This window comes from Pseudarthrobacter sp. YAF2 (genome assembly GCF_052113345.1).
In the GTDB taxonomy this organism is placed as follows: Bacteria; Actinomycetota; Actinomycetes; order Actinomycetales; family Micrococcaceae; genus Arthrobacter.
Window position 1 is genome coordinate 162537 of the sequence record NZ_JBFRDA010000003.1, and the last position, 21721, is coordinate 184257.

Sequence of the window (21721 nt, forward strand, 5' to 3'; positions counted from 1 at the left end):
CTAGTGCGGCCTACTCCGCTGGTGCCGCGGCGGCCTCGGATGCCACGGCCGGTTCCGTTGCCGTTGCCGCGTCCTTGCGCCGGTAGCGCAGCACGCCCACGGCAACCACCACCACGGCCAATGCGATGGAGAGCAGCAGTGATTCGCGGGTTGATTCCACGATCACCATGCCGATGAGCAGGGCCACGATGCTGACGATGGCTGCCCAGGTGAGGTACGGGAACAGCCACATCTTCAGCTGCAGGTCCTGTGCTGCGGCGCCCATCCGGCGGCGGAGGATCAGCTGGGACGCGGAGATGACCAGCCAGACGAACAGGGCGATGGCACCGGAGGTGTTGACCAGGAAGAGGAATACCGTGTCCGGGGCGATGTAGTTCAGGCCCACCGTGATGAAACCGACCACCGTGGAGGCGAGCACGGCCGCGGCGGGAACACCGCGCCGGGAGATCCGCATCCATGAGCGCGGAGCGTCGCCTCGGGTGGAGAGCGAAAACAGCATACGGCTTGCGGTGTAGAGCCCGGAGTTGAGGCAGGACAGGACGGAGGTCAGGACCACGACGTCCATGATGGTTCCGGCGCCGGGGATGCCGAAGAGTTCGATGACAGCAACGTAGGGGCTCTTGGCGACGGAGGCTGAGTTCCAGGGCAGCAGGGTGACCACCACGGCAATTGAGCCAATGTAGAACACCAGGATGCGCCACACGGTGGACTTCACGGCCTTCTTCACGGCGTCCACGGGGTTTTCGGATTCGCCGGCGGCAATGGTGGCGATCTCGGCGCCGAAGAAGGAGAAGACCACCACGAGGATGCCGGCCAGGACGGCGCCCGGCCCGTTGGGCATGAATCCCCCATTGTTGACCAGGTTGCTCAGGCCGGGAGCCGGAACGCCGGGGATGAGTCCCAGGATGGCGGCGGCGCCGAAGACCAGGAACAGGACGATGGCGGCCACTTTGATGGACGCGAACCAGAACTCGAACTCGCCGTAGGACTTCACCGAGCCGAGGTTGGTCAGGGTCAGCAGCACCATGAGGGCAAGGGCCCAGACCCACTGGTCGATGCCTGGCACCCACCGGTGCATGATGGCCGCACCTGCGGTGGCCTCGATGCCCAGGACAATGATCCAAAACCAGGCGTAGAGCCAGCCGATGCTGAATCCGGCCCAGCGGCCCAATGCCTTGTCCGCATAGGTGGAGAAGGAACCCGTCTCCGGGTTCGCAGCGGCCATCTCCCCCAGCATGCGCATCACCAGGATGACCACCAGGCCAGCGGCTGCGTATGCGACGAGGATGCCCGGGCCGGCCTGCTGGATCGCGGCCCCCGAGCCGACGAAGAGCCCTGCACCGATCACGCCGGCAATGGCGATCATGGACAGGTGCCTGGGTTTCAGGGACTTTGAGAGTTGCTGGTCAGCATGCATGGAAGTGCCGTCCTGTTGGGAAATTGCAGAGAGTGTGCGACGTTCGTTGATGCACCATCGGCGGACCGTGTGGTGCACCACATCGCCGTTTCACCCTAGGTCCGCCATTATGCGCCATGCTTTGTGCACTCCAACAGATCTGGTTGCGCCCAACAGGACGGCCCTCCAAGCAGGAACCACAATAGGCAAAAAAAGTTTCCTGCCAGGCACTTTTGTAATGTGCCTGAAACCACGCGACGGCCACGTCCGGCTAGCCGGCGCAGCATAACCCCCTACACGTCCCGGCGCTTGAGCAGGACGGCGGCGATCAGCACGGGGATCACCACCCAGGCGCCCAGGACCAGGGCCGCCTGCCATGCTTCGAGGGTTTCCGGCACGCGCTGGGCCGCCGTCAGCGGCTCAATCGTGTTGCCGGGCAGGTATTTCCTGGCTTCCTTGAAGAAATCGCCGGGAATGAGCTGAAAAGCGATGGGTGCCACGAAGAAGATGCCCACCAGGCTCATGATGCCGCCGGCCGAGTTCCGGAGCAGCGTGCCCAGGGCCATGCCGATCGCGGCTACGGCTGCCACGTAAATGCTGTTGACCAGGAGCAGTTTCACGGATTCGGAACTTGCCAGGTCCAGCTTCAGTCCGTAGTTGTCCAGGATGGGAACCGCCACCAGTCCGGCCACCCAGGTGGAGAGAGCCGTGACCGCGAAGGAGACCACCATGACCACTACCAGTTTGGCCGTGAACGCGGGCAGCCTCTTGGGCACCGCCGCGAACGTGGACCGCGCCATGCCGGTGGTGAATTCCGAGCTCATCAAGAGCACGCCCAGGGACCCAAGGATCAGCTGGGCGAAGGCGATACCCGAAGTGGGCACGCTGATGGCGAGGTCACCGCCCTGGGAAGCCGCCCGCACAGCCGCCTGCGGATCCCGCGTGGCCGCACTGGCAAACTGGCCGGTGCCCCATGCGGACAGCGCACCGAAGCCCACCACCACAACTGCTGTGGCGGCGAGCAGGATCAACGTTGAGAGCAGGCTCCGGAACTTGATGATCTCCGAGTTGAGCACCCGGAGGAACGTGGGACCGGGCAGGGATTTCCCGTGGCCGCCGCGGCTGTGGTCTGCGGAGGACGATGCCGGTTCGGGCGAAGCTGTGGATTCTGTGGTCATGGCGCTCATTATTTGCTTACCTCCGCAGCGGGCAGGGAGTGGTATTCGACGTCGTCCTTGGTCAGTTCCATGTACGCTTCCTCGAGGCTGGCCGTGAGGGGCGTGAGTTCGTAGACCATGACCTGGTTCTCCAGGGCCGCCGCGGCGATTGCCTTGGGCTCCAGGCCGGTTACTTCCAGCAGTTCACGTTCCGGAACCTCGATGGAGCCACCGCGGCCGGCAAGCAGCTGGTACAGCCGGTCAGGTTGGTCGGTGCGGACGCGGACGCGTGCCTGGCCCTTGCCGGTGATGATGTCGCGGATGGGAGCATCGGCGATCACCCGGCCGCGGCCGATGACGATGAGGTGGTCGGCGGTCTGGGACATCTCGCTCATGAGGTGGCTGGAAAGGAACACGGTGCGTCCCTGCCCGGCGAGGTAACGGACCAGGTTCCGCACCCAGACCACGCCTTCCGGGTCCAGCCCGTTGACCGGTTCGTCAAGGATGAGTGTCTGCGGGTCGCCGAGCAGGGCGGCGGCGATGCCCAGCCGCTGGCCCATGCCCAGCGAGAAGCCACCGGCTTTCTTGCGCGCCACTGTGTCGAGTCCGGTCATCTCGATCACTTCGTGCACCCGGGCTTTGGGAATCCCGTGCGTGGCCGCCATGGCCAGCAGGTGGTTGTAGGCACTGCGGCTGGTGTGGACCGCTTTCGCGTCCAGCAGGGCACCCACCTGGCGCAGCGGCGCCGTGTGCTTGACGTAGGGGAGGCCGTTCACTGTGACCGATCCCGACGTCGGCCGGTCCAGTCCCATGATCATGCGCATGGTGGTGGATTTTCCTGCCCCGTTCGGGCCCAGGAATCCAGTTACTTGCCCTGCCCTGACGGTGAAGCTGACGCCGGCTACGGCGGTCTTCGCCCCGTAGACCTTTGTCAGCCCGTTTGCCTCGATCATGAATAGTCCTTTTGACGGCAGCACGCGGCTGCGGATGGCGTTCTGTGGGAGTTCACTCCCTACGCTAACGGGGCCGCAGCCGCTTTTCGCCGGATTCAGGGATGATTCAGGGGAGAATCAGGGTTGCTCCGGAAACCATGCCTCCCCTGGTCAGGGGCGCGGGGAGTAGTAGGTCAACGCCTTGCGCCGCACGGTGTAAGCGACCCGGCGCACTCCCGGCAGTGCTTCGCCATCCACCGCCAGGGCCATGGGTGCGCCGTCGGCATCGATGCTGACCTCCGTGGCCTCGCGCAGGTGGGTGATCCTGGAGCCGGCCACGGTGCCGGTCAGTACGGCCCAGAGCAGCCGAAGACGGGCGAAGGATTCGTCGGCGGTGATCAGTCGGACGTCCAGTACGCCGTCGTCCATGACGGGCCGGATCAGCGGCGCGTGGTCCCGGGGGTAGTAGCGGCCCCGTCCAAGGTAGGCGATCCACACTTTGTGCCGGACGCCGTCCACGGACAGGGTGATTGGAGTTCCCGCGGCGAACGTGCGGAACATGGCGACGACGCCGGCCAGTGGCTTTCCAAGCGCGGGCTGCAGGTGCTCCCGGCGCCGCACCAGATTGGGATAGAGGCCGATGCTCGACGTGTTCAGCATGACCAGTTTGGACACTTCGGGGTTGCCCGCCAGGCCCCGTTCCGCGGTCACCATCCCGATATCCGCCAGCGCGGCCTCACCCTTGGTTGCCGCTTCCACGGCGTCCTTCAGGCTTCCGGTGCCCGCGTCCCGCGCGAAGTGGTTGAGGGTTCCGCCAGGCAGTACCAGCAGGGGGAGGGAGCGGCCGACGGCGGCAGCGGCCGCAGCGCCGACGGTTCCGTCGCCGCCCCACACGCCCAGGGCACGGGTCCCGGGGACGTCGGCGGTTGCGTTGATTTGCTGTACCAGGTCATCGTCAGGCTGCACCGTATTTATATGAGCCTTCGGGAATACTTCCTTGAGGGCGGCGGCCGTTTCCTCCTTGAAGGATCCACCCAGGGTGTTGACCACGATGCTGAGGCCTTCGCCATCCGGCAGCCCGGGCGCCTCGGCCCAGGTTCGGGCTGTCCTCGGGATGGGCGGGCGGACAGGCCACCAGTGCCGGGTCACCAGGGCGGCGCCTGCGCCGAGTGCCGAACCGAAGATCACGTCCGAGGGCCAATGCGCTCCGGTGTGGACCCTTGAGTAGGCCACGCCGAGGGCCGCCGGCACCAAGGCAGCCCCGAGCGCGGGCCGGACCAGGCCGGCGCCCACTGCGAAGGCGACCGCAGAAGCTGAGTGGCCCGAAGGCATGGAGGAGCTCTGGGGTTGGGGGTGGACGAAGCGGAATACCGGGAGGTGTTCCGGTAGCGGCCGGGTCCGGGGGAGCAGCGTCTTGAACACCAGGTTGGTGACGGCCGATGCGACGCCCTGGGCGATCAGCCCATGGACGGCGGCCCGCCGGGTCTTGCCGGGGAACAGCGCCAGGATGGCTGCGGTGCCGATCCAGAGCTTGCCCTGGTTGGCGGAGGCCGAAAGCCGCCGGAAGAACGCGTCGTGGCTGCCGCCGGGAAGGTTTGAAACATGCTGGAGAAGGTACCTATCGATGCGGCTGGGCCAACTCCGGCGGCGGTGCCTGATGCTTTGCATGTGATCACCCTAAACCCAGGAGGCCCTGCCCCTCGGGCTCCGTGGCCCTCCCTGCGCGGCGCCCCTGCTCCCCTTAGGGCTCCTTGGTGTGGTCGACCTGCAGGGGCCTGGCGGCACCGGCCAGCAGGAGTGCCACGAGGATCGGTGCCATGATCGCCAGCAGCGCGGTGTGGATGCCCGTAAGGTCGCCGAGGTAGCCGAGCAGGGGCGGTCCGGCCAGGAAAGATATATACCCCAAGGTGGATACAACGGAGACCCGTGCTGCCGAATGCCTTGGATCGTCGGATGCGGCGGACATCCCCATGGGGAATGCCAGGGCGGCGCCTATGCCCCAGAGGGCCGCTCCGATGCCGGCAAGCCAGATATTCTGCGCCAGGACGAAGAGCCCCAGCCCCGCGGCCGCGGCGGCCATGCTGGCCCGCAGCACGGCAACCCGCCCGTACTTGTCGATCACGCGGCCGCCGAGGAAACGCATGGCCGTCATGGCCAGGACGAACAGGGCGAACATGAGTGCTCCCGTGGACTCCGAGGTGGCCAGGCCGTCCACGGAAGCCTTGGCGATCCAGTCGTTGCCGGCCCCCTCGGTGAGGGTGGCTCCCAGGACCACGACGCCGATCAGCAGTGTCCTGCTGTCCCGCCATGCAGAGGGGCCTTTGGCGGCCTTGGGTTCTCCGGGGGTGGCCGCGGTGGACATGTGGGGGAGGAAGAAGCGCGGCGCGGTCAGGGCCACCAGTACCACGACGCCCGCAATGACCATCAGGTGCAGAGGAAGGTCCACACCCAGGCTTGAAAGGCCGGCGCCCACCAGTGCGCCCACAAACGCACCGCCGCTGAACGCCGCGTGGAATTGCGGCATGATGGTCCGGCGAAGTCTGTGTTCGACGTCGGCCCCTTCGATGTTTTGCGCTACGTCCCACAGGCCGATGCCGATGCCGAAGAAGAACAGCGATACCGCGGTTCCCGTAATGGATGTGGCTGAGAGTGCGGTGGCGATTCCCATGCCCGCGGCCGCGGCCAGCAGGCCGGCGAAGCGGACAGTGTTGGCCGTGCCGATCCGGCCCACCACCATCCCCGCCGTGGGGAGTGCCAGAAGCGACCCCACGGCCGTGCACAGCAGCAGCGTGCCCATCTGGCCGGAGGTGATGTGCAGCGTCTGCGTGACTGCCGGGATCCTCGCTGCCCAACTGGCGAACACCAGCCCATTGATGCCGAAGACCACAAACGTGGCTGCGGCCGCCGCTTTTAGTCCCGCATGTTGTTCAGTACCGGCATTGATGCTCATACGTTCACTACTTCCACGGAGTACTTGTCGAGTTGGGCTTGTTCCGGGCCACTGAATTTCCGGTCGGTCACGATCACGTCCACCTGGTCCAGGGCGCCGATGAGGACCCTCGCGTGCGCCTGCCACTTTGCTGCCGATGCGGCAACAATCACCCGTGCTGAAGAGTCGAGGCCGGCTCTCTTGAGAGCGGCATCGTCCAGGTCGTGGGCCAGGAGGCCGTCAGTAAAGTCCACGGCACATGGGGTGACCACGGCGGTGTCAAAGCGCAGTGACCTGATGTTGGACTCGGCCAGGGGCCCGCGGAAACAGAGTTCACCGGGCACCAGGCTTCCCCCTGGCAGCAACAACGCCGGGCGGGAACCCGCCGCGCTGTCTCCGCCGGCGGCCGCATTGAGTCCGGGCAGGGACATCGGCATCAGGGTCAGTTCCCGGCCAGTGACAGCATGGGCGATTTCGGTGGCCGTGCTTCCGCTGTCCAGCCAGACATGTTCGCGTTCCACCAGCAGCCCGGCGACGGCGGCGGCGATGCGCTTCTTCGCGTCCCGGTCCTCCAGCTCACGCAGTCCGTAACCGGGGTTCTGCCCGTGCCCGATCAGGCTCCTGGCTCCGCCGTGGATCCGCCGGAGAACGCCGTTGCCCGCCAATGTTTCGAGGTCGCGGCGGATGGTCGGCCCGGAAGCGTCGCAGGCCAGCATCAGCTCTTCGACACTGACCTCGGCTTGCTGCCGGAGGATGCCGGCGATAAGCCTGTGCCGTTCATCCGTCTTCATGAGCAAATGATATCAATTTATGATCACTTGCTCATGAAGTTGTTCACGGCGTGGTCAGCGGGCGCGTTCCACCCGTTGTTCGTCCCAGACCGGCTCGGCTGATTCGTAGACTTTCCCGTCCGATCCGAACACCAGGAACCGATCGAACGTCCGTGCGAACCAGCGGTCGTGGGTGACGGCGAGCACCGTGCCCTCAAAGTGGTCGATGGCCTGTTCCAGCGCTTCGGCGGAGTGCAGGTCCAGGTTGTCCGTGGGCTCGTCCAACAGCAGCAGGGTGGCACCGCTGAGCTGGAGGAGCAGGATCTGGAAACGCGCCTGCTGGCCGCCGGAGAGGGATTCGTACTCTTGCTCCGACTGCCCTGCCAGGCCGTAACCATCCAGGGCGCCGGCGGCAGCCTCCCGTCCCAGGCCGGAACGGTGTTCGTCGCCGCGATGCAGGATTTCCAGGAGCGTCTTGCCCAGGAGATCGGGCCGGACATGGGTTTGGGCAAAGAACCCGGGCCGGATCCGCGCACCGAGCTTGACGGTCCCTTCGTGCGGGACCTCGGCGATCTCGACGTCCGAGACGGGCAGGTGCTCGCGCTCGGGGTCGGTGCCGCCGGTGGCGAGCAGGCGCAGGAAGTGGCTCTTGCCGGACCCGTTGGAGCCCAGCACGCCGACGCGGTCGCCGAACCAGACCTCGGTGGAGAACGGCTTCATCAGGCCGGTCAGTTCCAGCCGTTCGGCCACGATCGCGCGCTTGGCGGTGCGCCCTCCCTTGAGCCGCATCCGGACGTTTTGTTCGATCGGCAGCGCCTCCGGCGGCCCCACTTCGAGGAACTTGGCCAGCCGGGTCTGGGCGGCGTGGTACCGGTTGGCCATATCCGAGCGGAAGGCCGCCTTGTTCTTGTACATATTGACGAGTTCCTTGAGCTTGATGTGCTCCTCGTCCCAGCGCTTGCGCAGTTCCTCGAAGCGCGCGTTCCGGTCCGCGCGGGCCTCCACGTAGGATCCGAACCCGCCGCCGTGGATCCAGGCTGCGGCTCCGTTGATCCCGGGCTCCAGTGTGACGATCCGTCCCGCGGCGTTGTTCAGCAGTTCGCGGTCGTGGCTGATGAAGAAGACCGTCTTCTTCGACTCATTGAGCTTTTCCTCCAGCCAGCGCTTGCCCGGAACGTCCAGGTAGTTGTCCGGTTCGTCCAAGAGGAGGAGGTCGTCCGGGCCGGCGAACAGTGCTTCGAGGACCAGCCGCTTCTGCTCGCCGCCGGAAAGGGTCGACGCCGGGCGGTGCTGTGCGCGGTCAAAGGGCAGTCCCAGCGCCGCCATGCAGACTTCGTCCCACACTGTTTCGACGTCATAGCCGCCGGCATCTCCCCAGTCCACGATGGCCTGGGCATAGCGCATCTGGGTGGGCTCGTCGTCGTACTCCAGCATGGCCAGCTCGGCGTCATCAACCTCGCGGGCAGCGGCCGCCAGCGCCGGGGGAGCAGCGGACACCAGGAGGTCCCGGACTGTTGAACCGTCACGGACCTGCCCCACGAACTGGCGCATGATGCCCATGTTTCCGGACCGTCCAATGGCGCCCTCGTCCGGGACCAGGTCTCCGGCGATGATCCGGAACAGCGTGGTTTTTCCCGTGCCGTTGGGCCCGATCAGGGCGGTCTTGGTGCCGTCCGGGACCTTGAAGGTCACTCCGTTCAGGAGCTGGGTGCCGTCGGAGAGGAAGTAGTCGATGCCGGAAACGTCAATGTGTGCCACGCCGTCAATCCTCCCACGGCCGAACCTAGCCGGCGGAGGTGAGGAACTGCTTCAGCAGCGGACCCGAGGTGGTTGCGCCCAGGCCGCCGTCCTCCACGAACACTGCCACGGCGAGGTCGCCGTGGACGGCCACGATCCAGGCGTGCGTCTTGGGCGGATTCTCGGTGCCGAACTCGGCGGTTCCGGTTTTCGCACCCACGGGCGCACCGGGGACGCTGGCGAGGAACCCTGCATGGCCGGAGGTGACGACGGCGCGCATCATGTCAGCCAGCGATGCCGCCTCGGCTGCCGTGATCGGTTTGTCCGATGCCGTGGACGGAGCTTCGGCTGTGGCCGTTGCTGTCGGCGCAGCCGCCGGAGCCGTGGACCCTGCGGTGGTTCCCGCGGCGGGGGCACCGGCGTCGGGGTTGAGGACCAGCTGCGCCGAGACGGGGGCGCCCTTCGCGACGGAGCCGGCCATGATCGCCGCGGCCAAGGGGGAGAGCAATACCTTGCCCTGGCCGATCATGGATGCTGCGTGTTCGGTGCCTTGCGCCTGGCCGGGGACGGATCCCAGGAACGCTTCCGCGCCGAGTTTCGGCGCCTCGACCGCCACGCCCATGGAGGTGGCAGCGGCCTCGAGCTGGCTCTGCGATACCGAGTCGCGCTGGGAAATGAAGGCGGTGTTGCAGGAGTGCGCAAAGGCATCCCGGAGGGTCACCGTGCCAAGGGACGTCGCCGGGTAGCCTTCGGAGTTCTTGAAGGTGCGCCCGTCCACCGTGAGGGTGGGGGTGCACTGGACGGTGGAGTCCGGATTCATGCCGTTCCGGAACATTGCCAGGGAATCCACCATCTTGAAGATCGAGCCCGGGGCGTACTGGCCCAGCATCGCCGTGTTGTAGCCGTTGCTGCCCGGACCGGAGGCCGCGGCGAGCACGGCGCCGGTGGAGGGCCGGAGTGCCACGATGGCCGACGCCGGCCCCACACCCTCCAGGGTGGTCTCGGCCAGGGTCTGCAGCCGCGGATCGAGGGTGGTCTTCAGCGGTGTCCCGGGCTTGGGTGCCACCTGGAATAGGACACGCCGGGGGTCGGTCCCGGCGGACTGGATCTGTTCGCGCGTCAGGTCGGCGCGCTGCGCCCGGATAACGACGGCGTCCGATCCGCGAAGTTGCGCGTCGTACTGTTGCTGGAGCCCGCCGATGCCCGTGACATCGCCGGCGTCCAGGGCACCGTTCGACGCGTCGATCTGTTCTGCGGTGGCTTCGCCTACCGAGCCGAGCACGGCGCGGGCAAACGTCCGGCTGGGGGCCAGCGGGACGGACGCGGGAATGCCGCGGGCACCCGGGATGGCCTGGATCTGTTGATCCGAAATGGTCCGGCCTTCTTCACGCAGCGTGATTGCCGAAACGAAGGCCTGCGCACCCGCGGCCTTGACCTGCTGCACGTAGGCGGCGGGGTCCACTCCCACCAGCGCGGCCAGCTTGCCGGCGGAATCGGCGGGGTCTGCGGCACCCAGTTGCGGCTTGTCGATGCCCACATTCACCACGGGACGGTACGTCACCAGTGGAACGTCGCCGGCACCAAGGATGTCGGCCCGCTGCGGGGACTGCGAGCCCTTGGTGACAATCTCGCTGTCCGTAAGGCCGGGTGCCAGGAGCGCCGGGTCCCACACCGTCAGCCACTTATCGCCTGACTTCCTGAAGTTCGCCGAGCTGGTGTATTTCCACTCGGCGTCGCCGAACTTCCAGGTGTAGCTCAGCGGGGCAGACGCTTTATCGCCGTCCAGGGTGAGTCCGCCTGCCTGGACCTCGGGCTTCTGCGGATCCAGGGCCGCGAAGACCTGGTGCAGCTGGTCGTTGGCCGCGGAGGCGTCCTTGCCGTCAAAAGCCACCGAGCCAACATCCAGCGATGAGACCGCGCCGGCCAGCTGTTGAGCGGCGGCTTCAGCCCCGCTCTTTCCGTCGTCGCAGGCCACCAGGGAGGTACCCAGGACGAGCGCAGCTACGGCAAGCGAAAGTTTTGTTGATTTCCCCATGGGGCCATTATCCCCCGGCCCGGCAGCGTGCTGCGCCGTGCCGCCGCAGGCCAAGCGGTTGTGGCAGTGTCGCCGTCCTTTGGACCTAACCGAGGGACAGGTCCGGAACCGGCAGCTTGAAGATGTCCTTCAGGGCGTACGTAGCGGCGTGCATCCCGGGCATTCCCGTGACACCCGGGCCGGGTGGCGTTGACGATGAGCAGAGGTAGACCCCCAACAGCGGGGTCCGCCACGGGACGGGGGACACCACGGGCTTCTGGATGAGGCCGCGCACGTCCATGACGCCGGCACTGAAGTCGCCGCCAACGTAGTTGCGGTTGTACTGGGCCAGCTGCGCCGCCGTGATGGCGTGCGATTCCACCACGAGGTCGCGGAATCCCGGTGCAAACCGCTCCAGCTGCGCCGTCACTTGGCCGGTCATGTCCCTTGTCGAACCCGCGGGAACGTGGCAGTACGTCCACAGCGTGTGCCGCCCGTCCGGGGCCCGGCCCGGGTCGAACCGGGACGGTTGGGCCACCAGGACATAGGGCCGTTCAGGATGGCGGCCGGCCGCAACCTCGTTCTCCGAAGCCGCCAGCTCGGCCCGGGTGCCGCCCACGTGGACGGTGCCGGCGTCGGCAAGTCCACGGGCCTGCCACGGCACCGGGCCGGACAGGATGAAGTCCACCTTGCAGGAGCCGTTTCCGTAACGGAACGCCTCGAGCGCCCTGCGGTAGTGGCCCGGCAGGGATTCGCCTGCCAGGTCCAGCAGGCCGCGCGGCGCCACATCCAGCAAGGTTGCCCTGGCGGGAGGAAGTTGTTCCAGCAGGTCGATGGGCGCATCCGTGTGGATGACACCGCCGTGGGCGCGGATATCGTCGGCGAGGGCTGCCGCGATGGATGCAGAGCCTCCGCGGGGAATGGGCCATCCGCCGGCATGCCCCAGTGCACCGAGCATGAGGCCGGCCCCGGACGCTGCCAGGGAAGGCAAATGCGAGATGGCATGGGCGGCAACTCCGCTCAGGAGGGCCGGCGCAAGCTCCTCCCGGAACCGTGCGTTCCACAACCGGGTTCCCTGTTCCAGCGTCCTGAGTCCGTAAACGCCTGCCATGACCGGATTGCGGGGGATCCGCAGGAGCTGGTCCTGGGTGAAATCCATGATGTCGTCAATGTGCCGGACCAGGGGCCCCATGAGCCGACGGTAGGCAGCGCCGTCCCGGCCCAGTTCCGCGACCGTGCGCTCCAGCGATGTGTAAGCCAACGCGGCCCGGCCGCCGTCAAGCGGGGAGCCAAAGGACACCTTAGGGGTGATCAGGTCCACCCTTCGGGGCAGCTCAAAGGAACGGAAGAAGGGGGATGCCAACGCCATGGGATGCACCGCGGAGCAGACGTCGTGGAAGTGTTCCGGCTGCATGAGTTCGGTAGTGCGCGTGCCGCCGCCGATGGTCGGGGCAGCCTCAAAGATTTCCACGGACAGCCCTGCCCTTGCCATGACCGCTGCCGCAGACAGCCCATTGGGACCGGAGCCTACTACTGCGACGTCAGGCACCGGACGCGGCTTTCCATGGGACAACCGATTCCGCAGGCCGCGCCGGATCCAGCCGGAACCAGTCTGGCGCGTTCCCGAAGGGCCCGCCGTGCGGATCATCAACGTGATGGCGGCGGATGGGGTCATACGCGGGGTTGTAGATGTCCCAAACGATTCGCGCCATCAGGTAGGCCACCGCGGCCATATGTGCGGCAACGGCGAGTACGTAGTACGGCATGTCCAGGTTGTGTTGAGACGAACCGGCGCTGGTCACCTGTCCAAGGTACATCCAGATCGCGGCCCAGTGCAGGGCTTCGATGCCCTGCCAGACCAGGAAGTCGCGCCACCTCGGCCGGGCGAGGGCAAGCAGCGGGATCAGCCAGACGACGTACTGCGGCGAGTAGACCTTGCTGGTGAGGATGAAGGCTGCCACGATCAGGAAAGCGAGCTGCGCCAGGCGGGGGCGGCGGGGAGCCGTCAGTGCCATGGCTGCTATTGCGGCGCACAGCAGGACGAACAGCCCGGCTGACAGGGCGCTGACGGCGTCCGGGGCCAGCCCGGACCAGCCCAGCCTGGCCGCCACCAGGTTGTAGGCGAACCAGGGGGAACTGTACCCGGCCCCCCGGTCCGCGCTGTACTGGAAGAAATACGCCCAGCCGGTGGGGTTGGCGGCCGCGAACGGCAGGTTGGCCACCAGCCATGTGACGGCGGCACTGCCGGCGGTCAGCAGCAGCGGCCGCCACCGTCCGGTCCGCACGGCGAGCAGCAGGATGGCCCCCAGGACCAGCAGCGGGTAGAGCTTGGTTGCGGTGGCCAGGCCAATCAGGATGCCGGCAGCCACCGGCCGATGCCGGGCAAAAAAGTACATGCCTCCAGCCAGCAGGCAGGCCGCCCAGAGATCCCAGTTGATGGTTCCCGCGAGGACAATTCCGGGGGCAACCGCCACCATGGCGGCGTCCCAGGGACGGCGCCCGGGCATGCGGGCAATTGCCAGGACAGTGAGCATGGCCACGGCCGCCAGCAGCACGGCGTTGATGTCGAAGTAGGCCAAGGTACGGGCGTTGGCGTCACCGCCGGGAACCAGCCAGGCCGTCACCCCCGCAATCAATCCGATGAGCACTGGATACTCGAATTGGCTGCCGCTGCCAAGGATGGGGAAAACCCCCTGCGCCATGCCGCGGTTCCGGAACAGCTCCGGGAAGTCCGAGTAGCAGGTTGCGTAGAACTGGGTCGGTGTCTCCCAGCCGTTGACCCGGCAATAGCCTTTGAGCAGGATGCCCACCAGGGCCGCCAGTGCGGTGAGGACCACCAGCACCCGTTCCACGGTGTAGATACCGGGGGAGGCGACGCCGGGATCCGCCCTGCTCCCGAGCGGGCCGCCGATCACCTCCGTGAAATTCCGGAGCAGTGCATCGCTCCGGCTTGGCACCACGATTCGGGGCCGTCGTCCACCCTCCGGCGGCTGGGTCTCGTGCATGGATTCGAGCTTACAGCCGGCCCCCACGCAAAGCGCGGGGGCCGGCAGTCAGCGCAGGCCACCGATCTGCTGGTGCATGAGCACGAAAACGTCGTTTCGATGCTGCTCCAGCAGGTCACTGTTGAAGGAACTGCGGCGCTGCAGGGGGCGGGACAAGAGTCCCAGGATTTTCCGCATCAAGGAAGACACCTCCTTTCGCTGTAAATAGGGCACAAAAGAGTGCATGACGAATTAGCGCCATTTTTCGATGCGCAAAAGCGCAGAATGACGGCGCGCAAAATCCATGGGGGAAATAAGCCGAAATTGCAGGAAAGAATACAATTCCGGGAACGCCGGCTGCACCGGAAGACATGCATCTGCCGCAGAGCCGGAACGCCGAATTGCGCGGACGATATCAGGCGTCAGCGAAGCGTGGGCTGGGGCAGGTGCTGCTCCGGGAAGTCAGCGAAGAAAGTGCGGCGTACCGGCAGGCAATCCCGGGAACGGGCCCTGGTGGGCCGGGGTTACCGGGGAACCTGGCTCCGGTTAGCGGCGCCGCGGTGAACCGGGGAAGGCGGCAGGCCGCCACCCGGTACCGACCGAAGCCACGCGCGCAGCACCAGCAGAGGCCGGGAACGCATTGATGGGGGCGTTCCATTCGCCAGTCAAAGTCATCATTTTCCCAACCTCCTTTTCTGCTGTCCGCTGCGTGGTGTGCAATGCGGTCTTGGACCCGGGCAGAGTGCCGTGGGGTCAGGAATAAAGCTACCCCAAGAATCCGGGAAAGGCCAGCAATTCCCGGGAAAAGCGGGAAAGTTTTTAATGGAAAGGGATTTACAGGCCCCAGCGAACAATAGCGGGCGTCTTTTTATCCCAGCCCAGGGTGCATACCTTGGCAGTGCCCAGGATAAAGTGCCGGCCTTCCGTGGGGGGCAATTCCAGCCAACGCGCGGTGAGGATCCGGGAGAAATGCCCGTGCGCCACGATCAGCACGTTGTCCATCCCGGATTCCAGTATCCGGCCGATGATCTTGTCCGCCCTCGCGGCCACCTCGTCAAGGGTTTCGCCGTTGGGAACGCCGTGGGTCCAGATCAGGTAGTCGGGGTTGTCCTTGCGGATCAGGTCCGAGCTGATGCCTTCGTAGTCGCCGTAGTTCCACTCCACCGCGAGCGGTTCGTGCCGGGCATCGGGGAAGCCGGCGAGCTCTGCCGTGCGCCGTGCACGCCGCAGCGGCGAGGTCAGCACCAGGTCGAAATCGACGCCGTCCAGTACCTTGCGGGCTTCCACAGCCTGCTGTTCCCCTTCCACCGTCAGGGGGAGGTCGGTGAGGCCGGTGTACTGCCCGCTCTTGGACCATTCGGTTTCACCGTGGCGGAGGATCCAGAGCTGGGGGCGCGGGGCAAAGGCGGGGATGGTCATTTGGACTCCTCAGCGGGTGAAGGTTCGACGGCGGCGGGAGAGATTCCGGATTCGGGCCCGGCAGGTACTGATTCAGGCTGTTCGGCCCACCAGCGGAGCAGGCGCGCCTCCGCCTCTTCCGCGGGCAACGGTCCGTGTTCCATCCGTTCATTAAGGAGGAACTTGTAGGCGCGGCCCACCACGGGCCCCGGTTTGAGCCCCAGCAGGTCCATGATCCGGGCTCCGTCCAGGTCCGGGCGCACGGCGTCCAGGGATTCCTGTTCGCGGAGCGCGGCAATGCGGGACTCCAGGTCGTCATAGGCGAAGGACAGCCGGTCGGCCTTGCGCTGGTTCCGGGTGGTGACGTCGGACCGGGTGAGCCGGTGCAGCCGTTCCAGCAGTGGGCCGGCGTCGGTGACGTACCGGCGCACAGCCGAGTCGCTCCAGCCGGCGTCGCCGTAACCGTAGAAACGCATGTGGAGTTCCACCAGCCGTGCAACGGCCTTGATGGTGTCATTGTCGAACCGCAGCGCCTTCATTCTTTTGGAGGTCAGCTTGGCACCCACCATGTCGTGGTGGCGGAAGCTCACCGCGCCGCCCGGTTCGAACCGGCGCGTCGCCGGCTTCCCGACGTCGTGCATCAACGCTGCGAAGCGCAGCACGAAGTCCGGGCCCGGCACGGGACCTTCCGCGTCCGTTTCACGTTCCGCTGCCTGTTCCAGGACCTGCAGGGAGTGCTGGTAGACGTCCTTGTGCCTGTGGTGCTCATCGGCTTCGAGGCGGAGAGCTGAGACTTCCGGCAGGACATGCTCGGCCAGCCCGGTCTCCACCAGGAGGTCAATACCCGCCCGCGGCCGGGCGCCGCACACGAGCTTGACCAGTTCGTCCCGCACCCGCTCCGCGGAAATAATCTTGATCCGGTCAGCCATGTGGGTCATGGCGTCCCGGACATCGTCACGGACCGAGACGCCCAGCTGCGCGGCGAAGCGGGCCGCCCGCATCATCCGCAGGGGGTCATCGGAAAAGGAGGACTCCGGCGCACCGGGAGTGGCGAGCATGGAGGCGTGGAGGTCCCGCACCCCGCCGAACGGATCCACCAGTTCCAGGGAAGGCAGTTTCAACGCCATGGCGTTAATGGTGAAGTCGCGTCGCAGCAGGTCGTCGGTGAGGGAAGAGCCGAAAGCCACCACGGGCTTGCGGGAGTCGGGATCGTAGGCCTCGGCCCGGTACGTGGTGATCTCGATTTGGAAGCCGGCCTTGCGCATGCCGATCGTGCCGAAGGCGCGCCCGATCTCCCAGAAGTTGTCTGCCCACTTCTTGATCAGTGCCACCGTTTGGTCCGGGGTGGCGTCGGTGGTGAAGTCGAGGTCGGGCGAGGTCCGGCCAAGGAAAAGGTCGCGCACCGGCCCGCCCACAAGGGACAGCTCGTGGCCGGCGTCCACGAACCGCTGTCCGAGCTCCAGGACCACCGGGTCCACCTTGAAGTCAACGGTGTGGGAATCAATCTTGTGATGTGCGTGCGACATAGTTCCTTAAGCTTGGCAGAAACCAGCGGCGCGGCAGTCCAAAAAAGCGTCAAGATCCGCGCTGATTGACGTTCCCGGTCTCAAAATGCGTCACATCCCGTCCATGTTGGTGTCATGTTCCGGTCATCACGAACGGGCAACAGTCGTTAGAGTGGACTCCATGGCCCATCCAGTACCGAGCGCTCCAGGCAGGAGGACGAACGCACCATTGCCATCGGCAATCGGGGCGCACGTTGCCCCTGCCCAGCAATCGGCACCGGCGTCGCTGCCCACGGTTGAGGAAGTCTCGGCCGGCGGTGTTGTGGTGGACACGTCCGACGCCGAATTGAGGGTTGCGATCATCGCCCGCCTTAATCGCGGCGGACGGTTGGAATGGTGCCTGCCCAAGGGGCATCCGGAGGGCAAGGAAAACAACGAGCAGGCCGCCGTCCGCGAAATTGCCGAGGAAACCGGCATCGAGGGAGACATCCTGGCGCCGCTGGGCAGCATCGACTACTGGTTCACGGTCAGCGGCCACCGGGTCCACAAGACCGTGCACCATTACCTCCTGCGCGCCACCGGCGGCGAGCTCACTATTGAGAACGATCCCGACCAGGAAGCCGTGGATGTGGCCTGGGTTCCCATCCAGGAGCTGGCCCGGAAGCTGTCCTTCCCCAACGAACGCCGCATTGCAGACCTCGCCCGTGAGGTCCTGCCCGGACACCTCTAAGCCCGGACGCCGCCGTCGTCATTGCGGTGTTACGGGCAGGTGGGTGAGACGATGAAGTCGATGTCAGCTACCAACTTTCCTTCCGACCGGCCCGGCCGGCCCGATGACGCCGCACCCGTCGACGCAACCGCCGATCCGGCAGCACTGGAGACAGCGCAGCCCACGGCCGCGGGTCCCAGCGAGTCACGTTCCAGCGCCATCATGGCCGCAGGGACGCTCGTTTCGCGTTTCCTGGGCTTCGGCAAGACCTGGATGCTCGGCACCGCCCTGGGCCTTGGGTCCACGGTCAACGATACGTTCATCAACGCCAACAACCTGCCGAACCTGATCTTCCTGCTGGTGGCCGGCGGTGTCTTCAACGCCGTGCTGGTGCCGCAGATCATCAAGGCAAGCAAGGCTCCGGACAGGGGAGCGGACTACATCAGCAGGCTGCTGACGCTCGCCGTGTTGCTTCTGTTCGGCCTGACGGCCCTGGTGACGCTGGCGGCGCCGGGGGTCATCGAGCTGACCACGCAGGGATATTCGCCGCAGCAGAAGGCCCTCGCGGTCACGTTCGCTTTCTGGTGCCTGCCGCAGATCTTCTTCTACGGCCTCTACGCCCTGCTGACCCAGGTCCTGAACGCCAACGGCGCGTTTGGCCCTGCCATGTGGGCGCCCATCCTGAACAATGTGGTGGCCATCGCGGGCCTGGGCATGTTCATCTGGATCTTCGGCAGCAACGAGGTAAGCGGACATACGCTGGATACCTGGGGGTCCACGCAGACGCTGCTGGTGGCGGGGTTCTCCACCATTGGCGTGCTCTCCCAAACGGCCATCCTGCTGGTTCCGGTCTTCCGGCTGCGGCTTGGCCTCCGGCCCCGGTTCGGCTGGCGGGGCGTGGGACTGGGCCATGCTGCCAAGCTGAGCGTGTGGACACTCCTGACGGCCGCCGTCGGGCAGCTGGCCTTCCTGTACGTCATGCGCATCGCCACGATTCCCGGCGCCGAACGTATCCGCCTGCAGGAAGCGGGGGACCCTGCGGCATCCATCCTTCCGGGCAACGCAGTCCTGGAGGTGGCCAGTCAGCTGTACCTCCTGCCGCATTCCATCATTGCGCTGTCTTTGGCCACGGTGCTGTTTAACCGGATGACCCGCGCCTCGCAGGAGGGCAACCGCGCTGAACTGCGGGATGCCCTCTCGCACGGCCTGCGGACCATGGCCGTAGCCACCGTGTTTGGCGCCCTGGCGCTCTTTGCCCTGGCCGGCCCATTGGGAATGTTCTTCTCCGGCGGCTCGCGCCAGGACGGCGTCATGCTGGCCCAGACGCTCACCATCCTCGCCCTCAGCACCCCCTTCATGAGTGCCAACTTCATGATGTCCCGGGTTTTCTACGCCAACGAGGACGCCCGCACGCCGTTCTATGTCCAGCTGCTGTTGGCCGTCGTCTACGTGGCCGGTGCCTTCGCCATCCAGTTCCTGCCGGTTGGCCGGATCATCTACGCCATTGCCGTCCTCTACATGGTGGGCAACATCCTCTCCGTGGTCATCAGCGCGTTCTTCCTGCGCCGCATGCTGGGCCACCTTGATGGTGCGCGGATTGCCAACTCGTACATCCGGATGGGGTACGCGGCGCTGGGCTCGGCCATCGCCGGCGCGGGCGCCCTGTGGCTCATGGGAAGCTACAACCCGGACGGCTTCGCCTGGCAGAACCGGGGGACTGCACTGGTGACGGTCGTCGTCGTCGGTCCGGTCATGCTGGCCGTCTACTTCGTCCTCCTTCGGCTGTTCCGGGTCACTGAGCTGGGCGACATGCTCCGGCCGCTGCTGGGCCGGTTTGGCCGTGGCCAGGCGGTTGCTCCGCAGCCGGGGAACCCGCCGTCGTCCGCTCCTGCCGAGGGGGCCGGCGGGGCGCGCGTTCACCGTCCGGAGCGGGCCACCACGTCCGTGGACACCGGCCTCATTCCCCGGATTTCCGGCGAGTTCGACGCCGTTTCCTTCCGGGCCGGCCCGGATCCTGAGCGCGGGGTGCGCCGCCAGGACGTGCCCGACGACGGCAGCCACCAGGCGCCAACGGCTGAGTACCTGCCCGGCGAGGAGCAGCCCGCCACGGCGCGCGGAGGCCTGCTCAGCGAGCAGATTCCGCTTCCGGGCCGCCGGACGTACCAGGGGAAGGCCGGCGAGAACCCGTACTTCAAGAACCGCCGCCCACGGAAAAAGTGATGCTGGCGCGGTTTGGCGCCGGTCTTCTCCACGGGCGTCCGGGGCTGATCGGCTAGGATCGAACAGGTACAGGGGTAGTTGCATTCAGGGTTTGGCCGTGCGCGGCACCTGAACGGCGGTTGCGTCATTGAGGCCGGCAATCCCGGACAGTCTAGGAGGAACACGTGTCCAACCCGATCGATGTCGGATCAGTACTGGGCGGCCGTTACAAGGTCACAGCCACGGTATTGGCCTCCCACGACCACGATCTGGTGCTTGACGGCGTTGATCAGGTCCTCAACCGGCCGGTCAGCATCCTGGTTGCGGGCCCGGAGAACACGGAGCAGGTTGCCCAGAGCGCCCGCGAAGTGGCTACCGGCGAACGCCCCGGCGCGGTACAGGTCCTGGACCTCGGCGTCACCGAGGACGCCACCTACCTCATCACCAACCACACCTCCGCCGCCGACCTCCTGGACCTTGTTGTGGCGTCCAACCCGCCCTACGTCGAACCCTTCTTCACGGACACCCTGGGCAGTGAGATCTTCGGCCAGGCGCGTTCCCACGAACCCGAGCCCTACGACGACGAAGACAACGTCGACGCCGGCTACATCAACTACGCCGACTCGCACCCCAGCCAGGTTGATCCTTATCCTGCCGCGCCGGCCATGCCGCCCAGGCCCACGGGCCGGCCCGCAGGCCAGGCACCCTCAGCGCCCCCGGCTTCCGGCCGCGCTGGTACAGCCGGCGCCGCCGCCGCTGGTACCGTTGGTGCCACCGCGGCGGGTGCCGGAGCCGCGGCAGCTGCGGCCGATCGGCGGCCAGCCCACGTTGATCCCGACGCCACGGCAGCACAGCCCATACAGCCTGCGGCCGGGCGTGACGCCGGATTTGAGCCGGCAAACAGTGCGGACACGGACACTGGTCCCACTGACACCACCCAGGCACATCCCCAGCAGTCTGTTCCGGACGGCAAGCCGAAGGTTTCCCTGTGGTCCGATGACGACTATGCGGAGTCGGGGGACCAGAACTATCACGAGGACAGCGACGCCCCCGAGGAGCCGCGCAGCGTCAACGGCAGGTCAGCCCTGTTTGCCCGTGCGGCGGCTCCGGCCGCTGCCGCTACTGCATTTGCCGGCCGCAACGATGATGACGACGACCGCCATGAGTCCGAAAACCAGCCACGTTCCATGCGCTGGCTGGTGGGCGGCCTCCTTGCCGTTGTCCTAATTGCCGGGCTGATCTTCGCCGTCACCAACCTTGGCAGCCTGTTCACCCCCTCCCAGCCCCAGGCCAAGTCGACTCCGCCCGCCGGGACCAGTGCACCGCAGGGGTCTGCGTCGGCCACCCAGGCAGCTCCGTCGGCGCCGCCGGCTGTCCCGCCCGCTATCGAGAGTGTGACCCGGCAGGGGAACTTCGACTTTGCTGCCACATTCGACGGTGACCTCGTCAAGGCCTTCGACGGTAACAACGCCAGCTACTGGTCCGACATGGAGTTCGCCACTGAAAACTGGGGCGGCCTGGCCCCACAGGGCGTTCCCCTCGTGGTGAAGCTCAAGAGCAAGGCCACTGTTTCTTCCATCACGCTCTCCCAGCTTGGCGGTTCCGGTGGAAACATCACCGTTTACACCAACGACCAGCCTTCCTTGGATGGTGCCAAGGCAGTTGGCACAAACAGCTTCACTTCCACGGACCTGAACGTGCCGCTTCCCCAACCAGTGCAGGCCCAGTATGTGATTGTCTCCATCAATTCGCTTCCCAAGCTTGCGGCCCCGAAGACCCGTTACGGTTACGGCCTCCGCCTCGCAGAAATCAAGGTCCAGTAGGCCGCCTGCACGCTGCGGTTGTTACAGCCGCGCCGAGCGTTCCAATCGGGGGAATGTACTCTGGAAAGAGCGCCCTGCGAAGGATCGTCCTATACCCTTTGCGGGGTTCACCTTGTCCGGGCGCTGGAATATTCAACACGCGGGCACGGTTGTGCCATGTGGCCGGCC

17 protein-coding genes are annotated in these 21721 nt (G+C 66.3%); 3 read left to right on the forward strand and 14 right to left on the reverse strand.

Annotated features, from left to right (window positions below):
* Positions 1 to 10: 10 nt before the first annotated feature.
* From AB4Y79_RS04640 to AB4Y79_RS04705, 14 genes are all read right to left on the reverse strand, one after another.
* On the reverse strand, positions 11 to 1417 hold the full coding sequence (locus tag AB4Y79_RS04640) for an amino acid permease (RefSeq protein ID WP_441859165.1): 1407 nt from the start codon (positions 1415 to 1417) through the stop codon (positions 11 to 13).
* Positions 1418 to 1689: 272 nt separating this feature from the next.
* Complete coding sequence (locus tag AB4Y79_RS04645) at positions 1690 to 2583, reverse strand: ABC transporter permease (RefSeq protein WP_441859167.1); 894 nt, start codon at positions 2581 to 2583, stop codon at positions 1690 to 1692.
* Positions 2583 to 3506, reverse strand: a complete 924-nt coding sequence (locus AB4Y79_RS04650) for an ABC transporter ATP-binding protein (RefSeq protein ID WP_441859168.1) — start codon at positions 3504 to 3506, stop codon at positions 2583 to 2585. The genes AB4Y79_RS04645 and AB4Y79_RS04650 overlap by 1 nt, the downstream gene beginning before the upstream one ends.
* A gap of 150 nt (positions 3507 to 3656) precedes the next feature.
* Positions 3657 to 5153 (reverse strand): bifunctional phosphatase PAP2/diacylglycerol kinase family protein, encoded by a 1497-nt coding sequence (locus AB4Y79_RS04655; protein WP_441859170.1) that lies wholly within the window; start codon positions 5151 to 5153, stop codon positions 3657 to 3659.
* Positions 5154 to 5226: 73 nt separating this feature from the next.
* Complete coding sequence (locus tag AB4Y79_RS04660; protein WP_441859172.1) at positions 5227 to 6435, reverse strand: MFS transporter; 1209 nt, start codon at positions 6433 to 6435, stop codon at positions 5227 to 5229.
* Positions 6432 to 7205 carry a DeoR/GlpR family DNA-binding transcription regulator gene (locus AB4Y79_RS04665; RefSeq protein WP_441859173.1) on the reverse strand — a complete coding sequence of 258 codons (774 nt, stop codon included), beginning with the start codon at positions 7203 to 7205 and terminating at the stop codon, positions 6432 to 6434. Before AB4Y79_RS04665 ends, AB4Y79_RS04660 begins: the two co-directional genes overlap by 4 nt.
* Before the next feature lie 54 nt (positions 7206 to 7259).
* The gene (locus AB4Y79_RS04670; protein WP_441859176.1) at positions 7260 to 8942 is read right to left on the reverse strand and encodes an ATP-binding cassette domain-containing protein; all 1683 of its coding nucleotides are present in this window, start codon (positions 8940 to 8942) and stop codon (positions 7260 to 7262) included.
* Positions 8943 to 8967: 25 nt separating this feature from the next.
* Positions 8968 to 10956 carry a penicillin-binding transpeptidase domain-containing protein gene (locus AB4Y79_RS04675; protein WP_441859179.1) on the reverse strand — a complete coding sequence of 663 codons (1989 nt, stop codon included), beginning with the start codon at positions 10954 to 10956 and terminating at the stop codon, positions 8968 to 8970.
* Positions 10957 to 11041: 85 nt separating this feature from the next.
* Positions 11042 to 12484 carry a phytoene desaturase family protein gene (locus AB4Y79_RS04680; protein ID WP_441859181.1) on the reverse strand — a complete coding sequence of 481 codons (1443 nt, stop codon included), beginning with the start codon at positions 12482 to 12484 and terminating at the stop codon, positions 11042 to 11044.
* Positions 12477 to 13940 (reverse strand): glycosyltransferase family 87 protein, encoded by a 1464-nt coding sequence (locus tag AB4Y79_RS04685; protein WP_441859184.1) that lies wholly within the window; start codon positions 13938 to 13940, stop codon positions 12477 to 12479. The genes AB4Y79_RS04680 and AB4Y79_RS04685 overlap by 8 nt, the downstream gene beginning before the upstream one ends.
* A gap of 48 nt (positions 13941 to 13988) precedes the next feature.
* Positions 13989 to 14120, reverse strand: a complete 132-nt coding sequence (locus tag AB4Y79_RS04690; protein ID WP_308929243.1) for a hypothetical protein — start codon at positions 14118 to 14120, stop codon at positions 13989 to 13991.
* A 345-nt stretch (positions 14121 to 14465) separates the two neighbouring features.
* Positions 14466 to 14597 (reverse strand): hypothetical protein, encoded by a 132-nt coding sequence (locus AB4Y79_RS04695; protein ID WP_441859187.1) that lies wholly within the window; start codon positions 14595 to 14597, stop codon positions 14466 to 14468.
* A gap of 156 nt (positions 14598 to 14753) precedes the next feature.
* Entirely contained in the window at positions 14754 to 15338 is a 585-nt protein-coding gene (locus AB4Y79_RS04700) for a histidine phosphatase family protein (RefSeq protein WP_441859190.1), read from the reverse strand.
* Complete coding sequence (locus tag AB4Y79_RS04705) at positions 15335 to 16843, reverse strand: CCA tRNA nucleotidyltransferase (RefSeq protein ID WP_441859193.1); 1509 nt, start codon at positions 16841 to 16843, stop codon at positions 15335 to 15337. The genes AB4Y79_RS04700 and AB4Y79_RS04705 overlap by 4 nt, the downstream gene beginning before the upstream one ends.
* A 208-nt stretch (positions 16844 to 17051) precedes the next feature.
* Here AB4Y79_RS04705 and AB4Y79_RS04710 point away from each other — a divergent pair, with 208 nt between their 5' ends.
* The 3 genes from AB4Y79_RS04710 to AB4Y79_RS04720 all read left to right on the forward strand — a co-directional run bounded on the left by AB4Y79_RS04710 (position 17052) and on the right by AB4Y79_RS04720 (position 21553).
* Positions 17052 to 17552: an NUDIX hydrolase gene (locus AB4Y79_RS04710; RefSeq protein WP_018762826.1), complete on the forward strand. Its 501-nt coding sequence runs from the start codon at positions 17052 to 17054 to the stop codon at positions 17550 to 17552.
* Between the two features lie 60 nt (positions 17553 to 17612).
* Complete coding sequence (gene murJ, locus AB4Y79_RS04715; RefSeq protein ID WP_441859196.1) at positions 17613 to 19751, forward strand: murein biosynthesis integral membrane protein MurJ; 2139 nt, start codon at positions 17613 to 17615, stop codon at positions 19749 to 19751.
* A gap of 164 nt (positions 19752 to 19915) precedes the next feature.
* On the forward strand, positions 19916 to 21553 hold the full coding sequence (locus tag AB4Y79_RS04720) for an ABC transporter substrate-binding protein (RefSeq protein ID WP_441859198.1): 1638 nt from the start codon (positions 19916 to 19918) through the stop codon (positions 21551 to 21553).
* The last annotated feature ends 168 nt before the right edge of the window (positions 21554 to 21721 follow it).

Excerpts from the sequence above, each read along its gene's own strand:
- AB4Y79_RS04675 (WP_441859179.1), bottom strand. The coding sequence starts at position 10,956 with ATGGGGAAATCAACAAAACTTTCGCTTGCCGTAGCTGCGCTCGTCCTG.
- AB4Y79_RS04660 (WP_441859172.1), bottom strand. The coding sequence starts at position 6,435 with ATGAGCATCAATGCCGGTACTGAACAACATGCGGGACTAAAAGCGGCG.
- AB4Y79_RS04650 (WP_441859168.1), bottom strand. The coding sequence starts at position 3,506 with ATGATCGAGGCAAACGGGCTGACAAAGGTCTACGGGGCGAAGACCGCC.
- AB4Y79_RS04645 (WP_441859167.1), bottom strand. The coding sequence starts at position 2,583 with ATGAGCGCCATGACCACAGAATCCACAGCTTCGCCCGAACCGGCATCG.
- AB4Y79_RS04695 (WP_441859187.1), bottom strand. The coding sequence starts at position 14,597 with ATGATGACTTTGACTGGCGAATGGAACGCCCCCATCAATGCGTTCCCG.
- AB4Y79_RS04700 (WP_441859190.1), bottom strand. The coding sequence starts at position 15,338 with ATGACCATCCCCGCCTTTGCCCCGCGCCCCCAGCTCTGGATCCTCCGC.
- AB4Y79_RS04640 (WP_441859165.1), bottom strand. The coding sequence starts at position 1,417 with ATGCATGCTGACCAGCAACTCTCAAAGTCCCTGAAACCCAGGCACCTG.
- AB4Y79_RS04655 (WP_441859170.1), bottom strand. The coding sequence starts at position 5,153 with ATGCAAAGCATCAGGCACCGCCGCCGGAGTTGGCCCAGCCGCATCGAT.
- AB4Y79_RS04685 (WP_441859184.1), bottom strand. The coding sequence starts at position 13,940 with ATGCACGAGACCCAGCCGCCGGAGGGTGGACGACGGCCCCGAATCGTG.
- AB4Y79_RS04665 (WP_441859173.1), bottom strand. The coding sequence starts at position 7,205 with ATGAAGACGGATGAACGGCACAGGCTTATCGCCGGCATCCTCCGGCAG.
- AB4Y79_RS04705 (WP_441859193.1), bottom strand. The coding sequence starts at position 16,843 with ATGTCGCACGCACATCACAAGATTGATTCCCACACCGTTGACTTCAAG.
- murJ (WP_441859196.1), top strand. The coding sequence starts at position 17,613 with ATGTCAGCTACCAACTTTCCTTCCGACCGGCCCGGCCGGCCCGATGAC.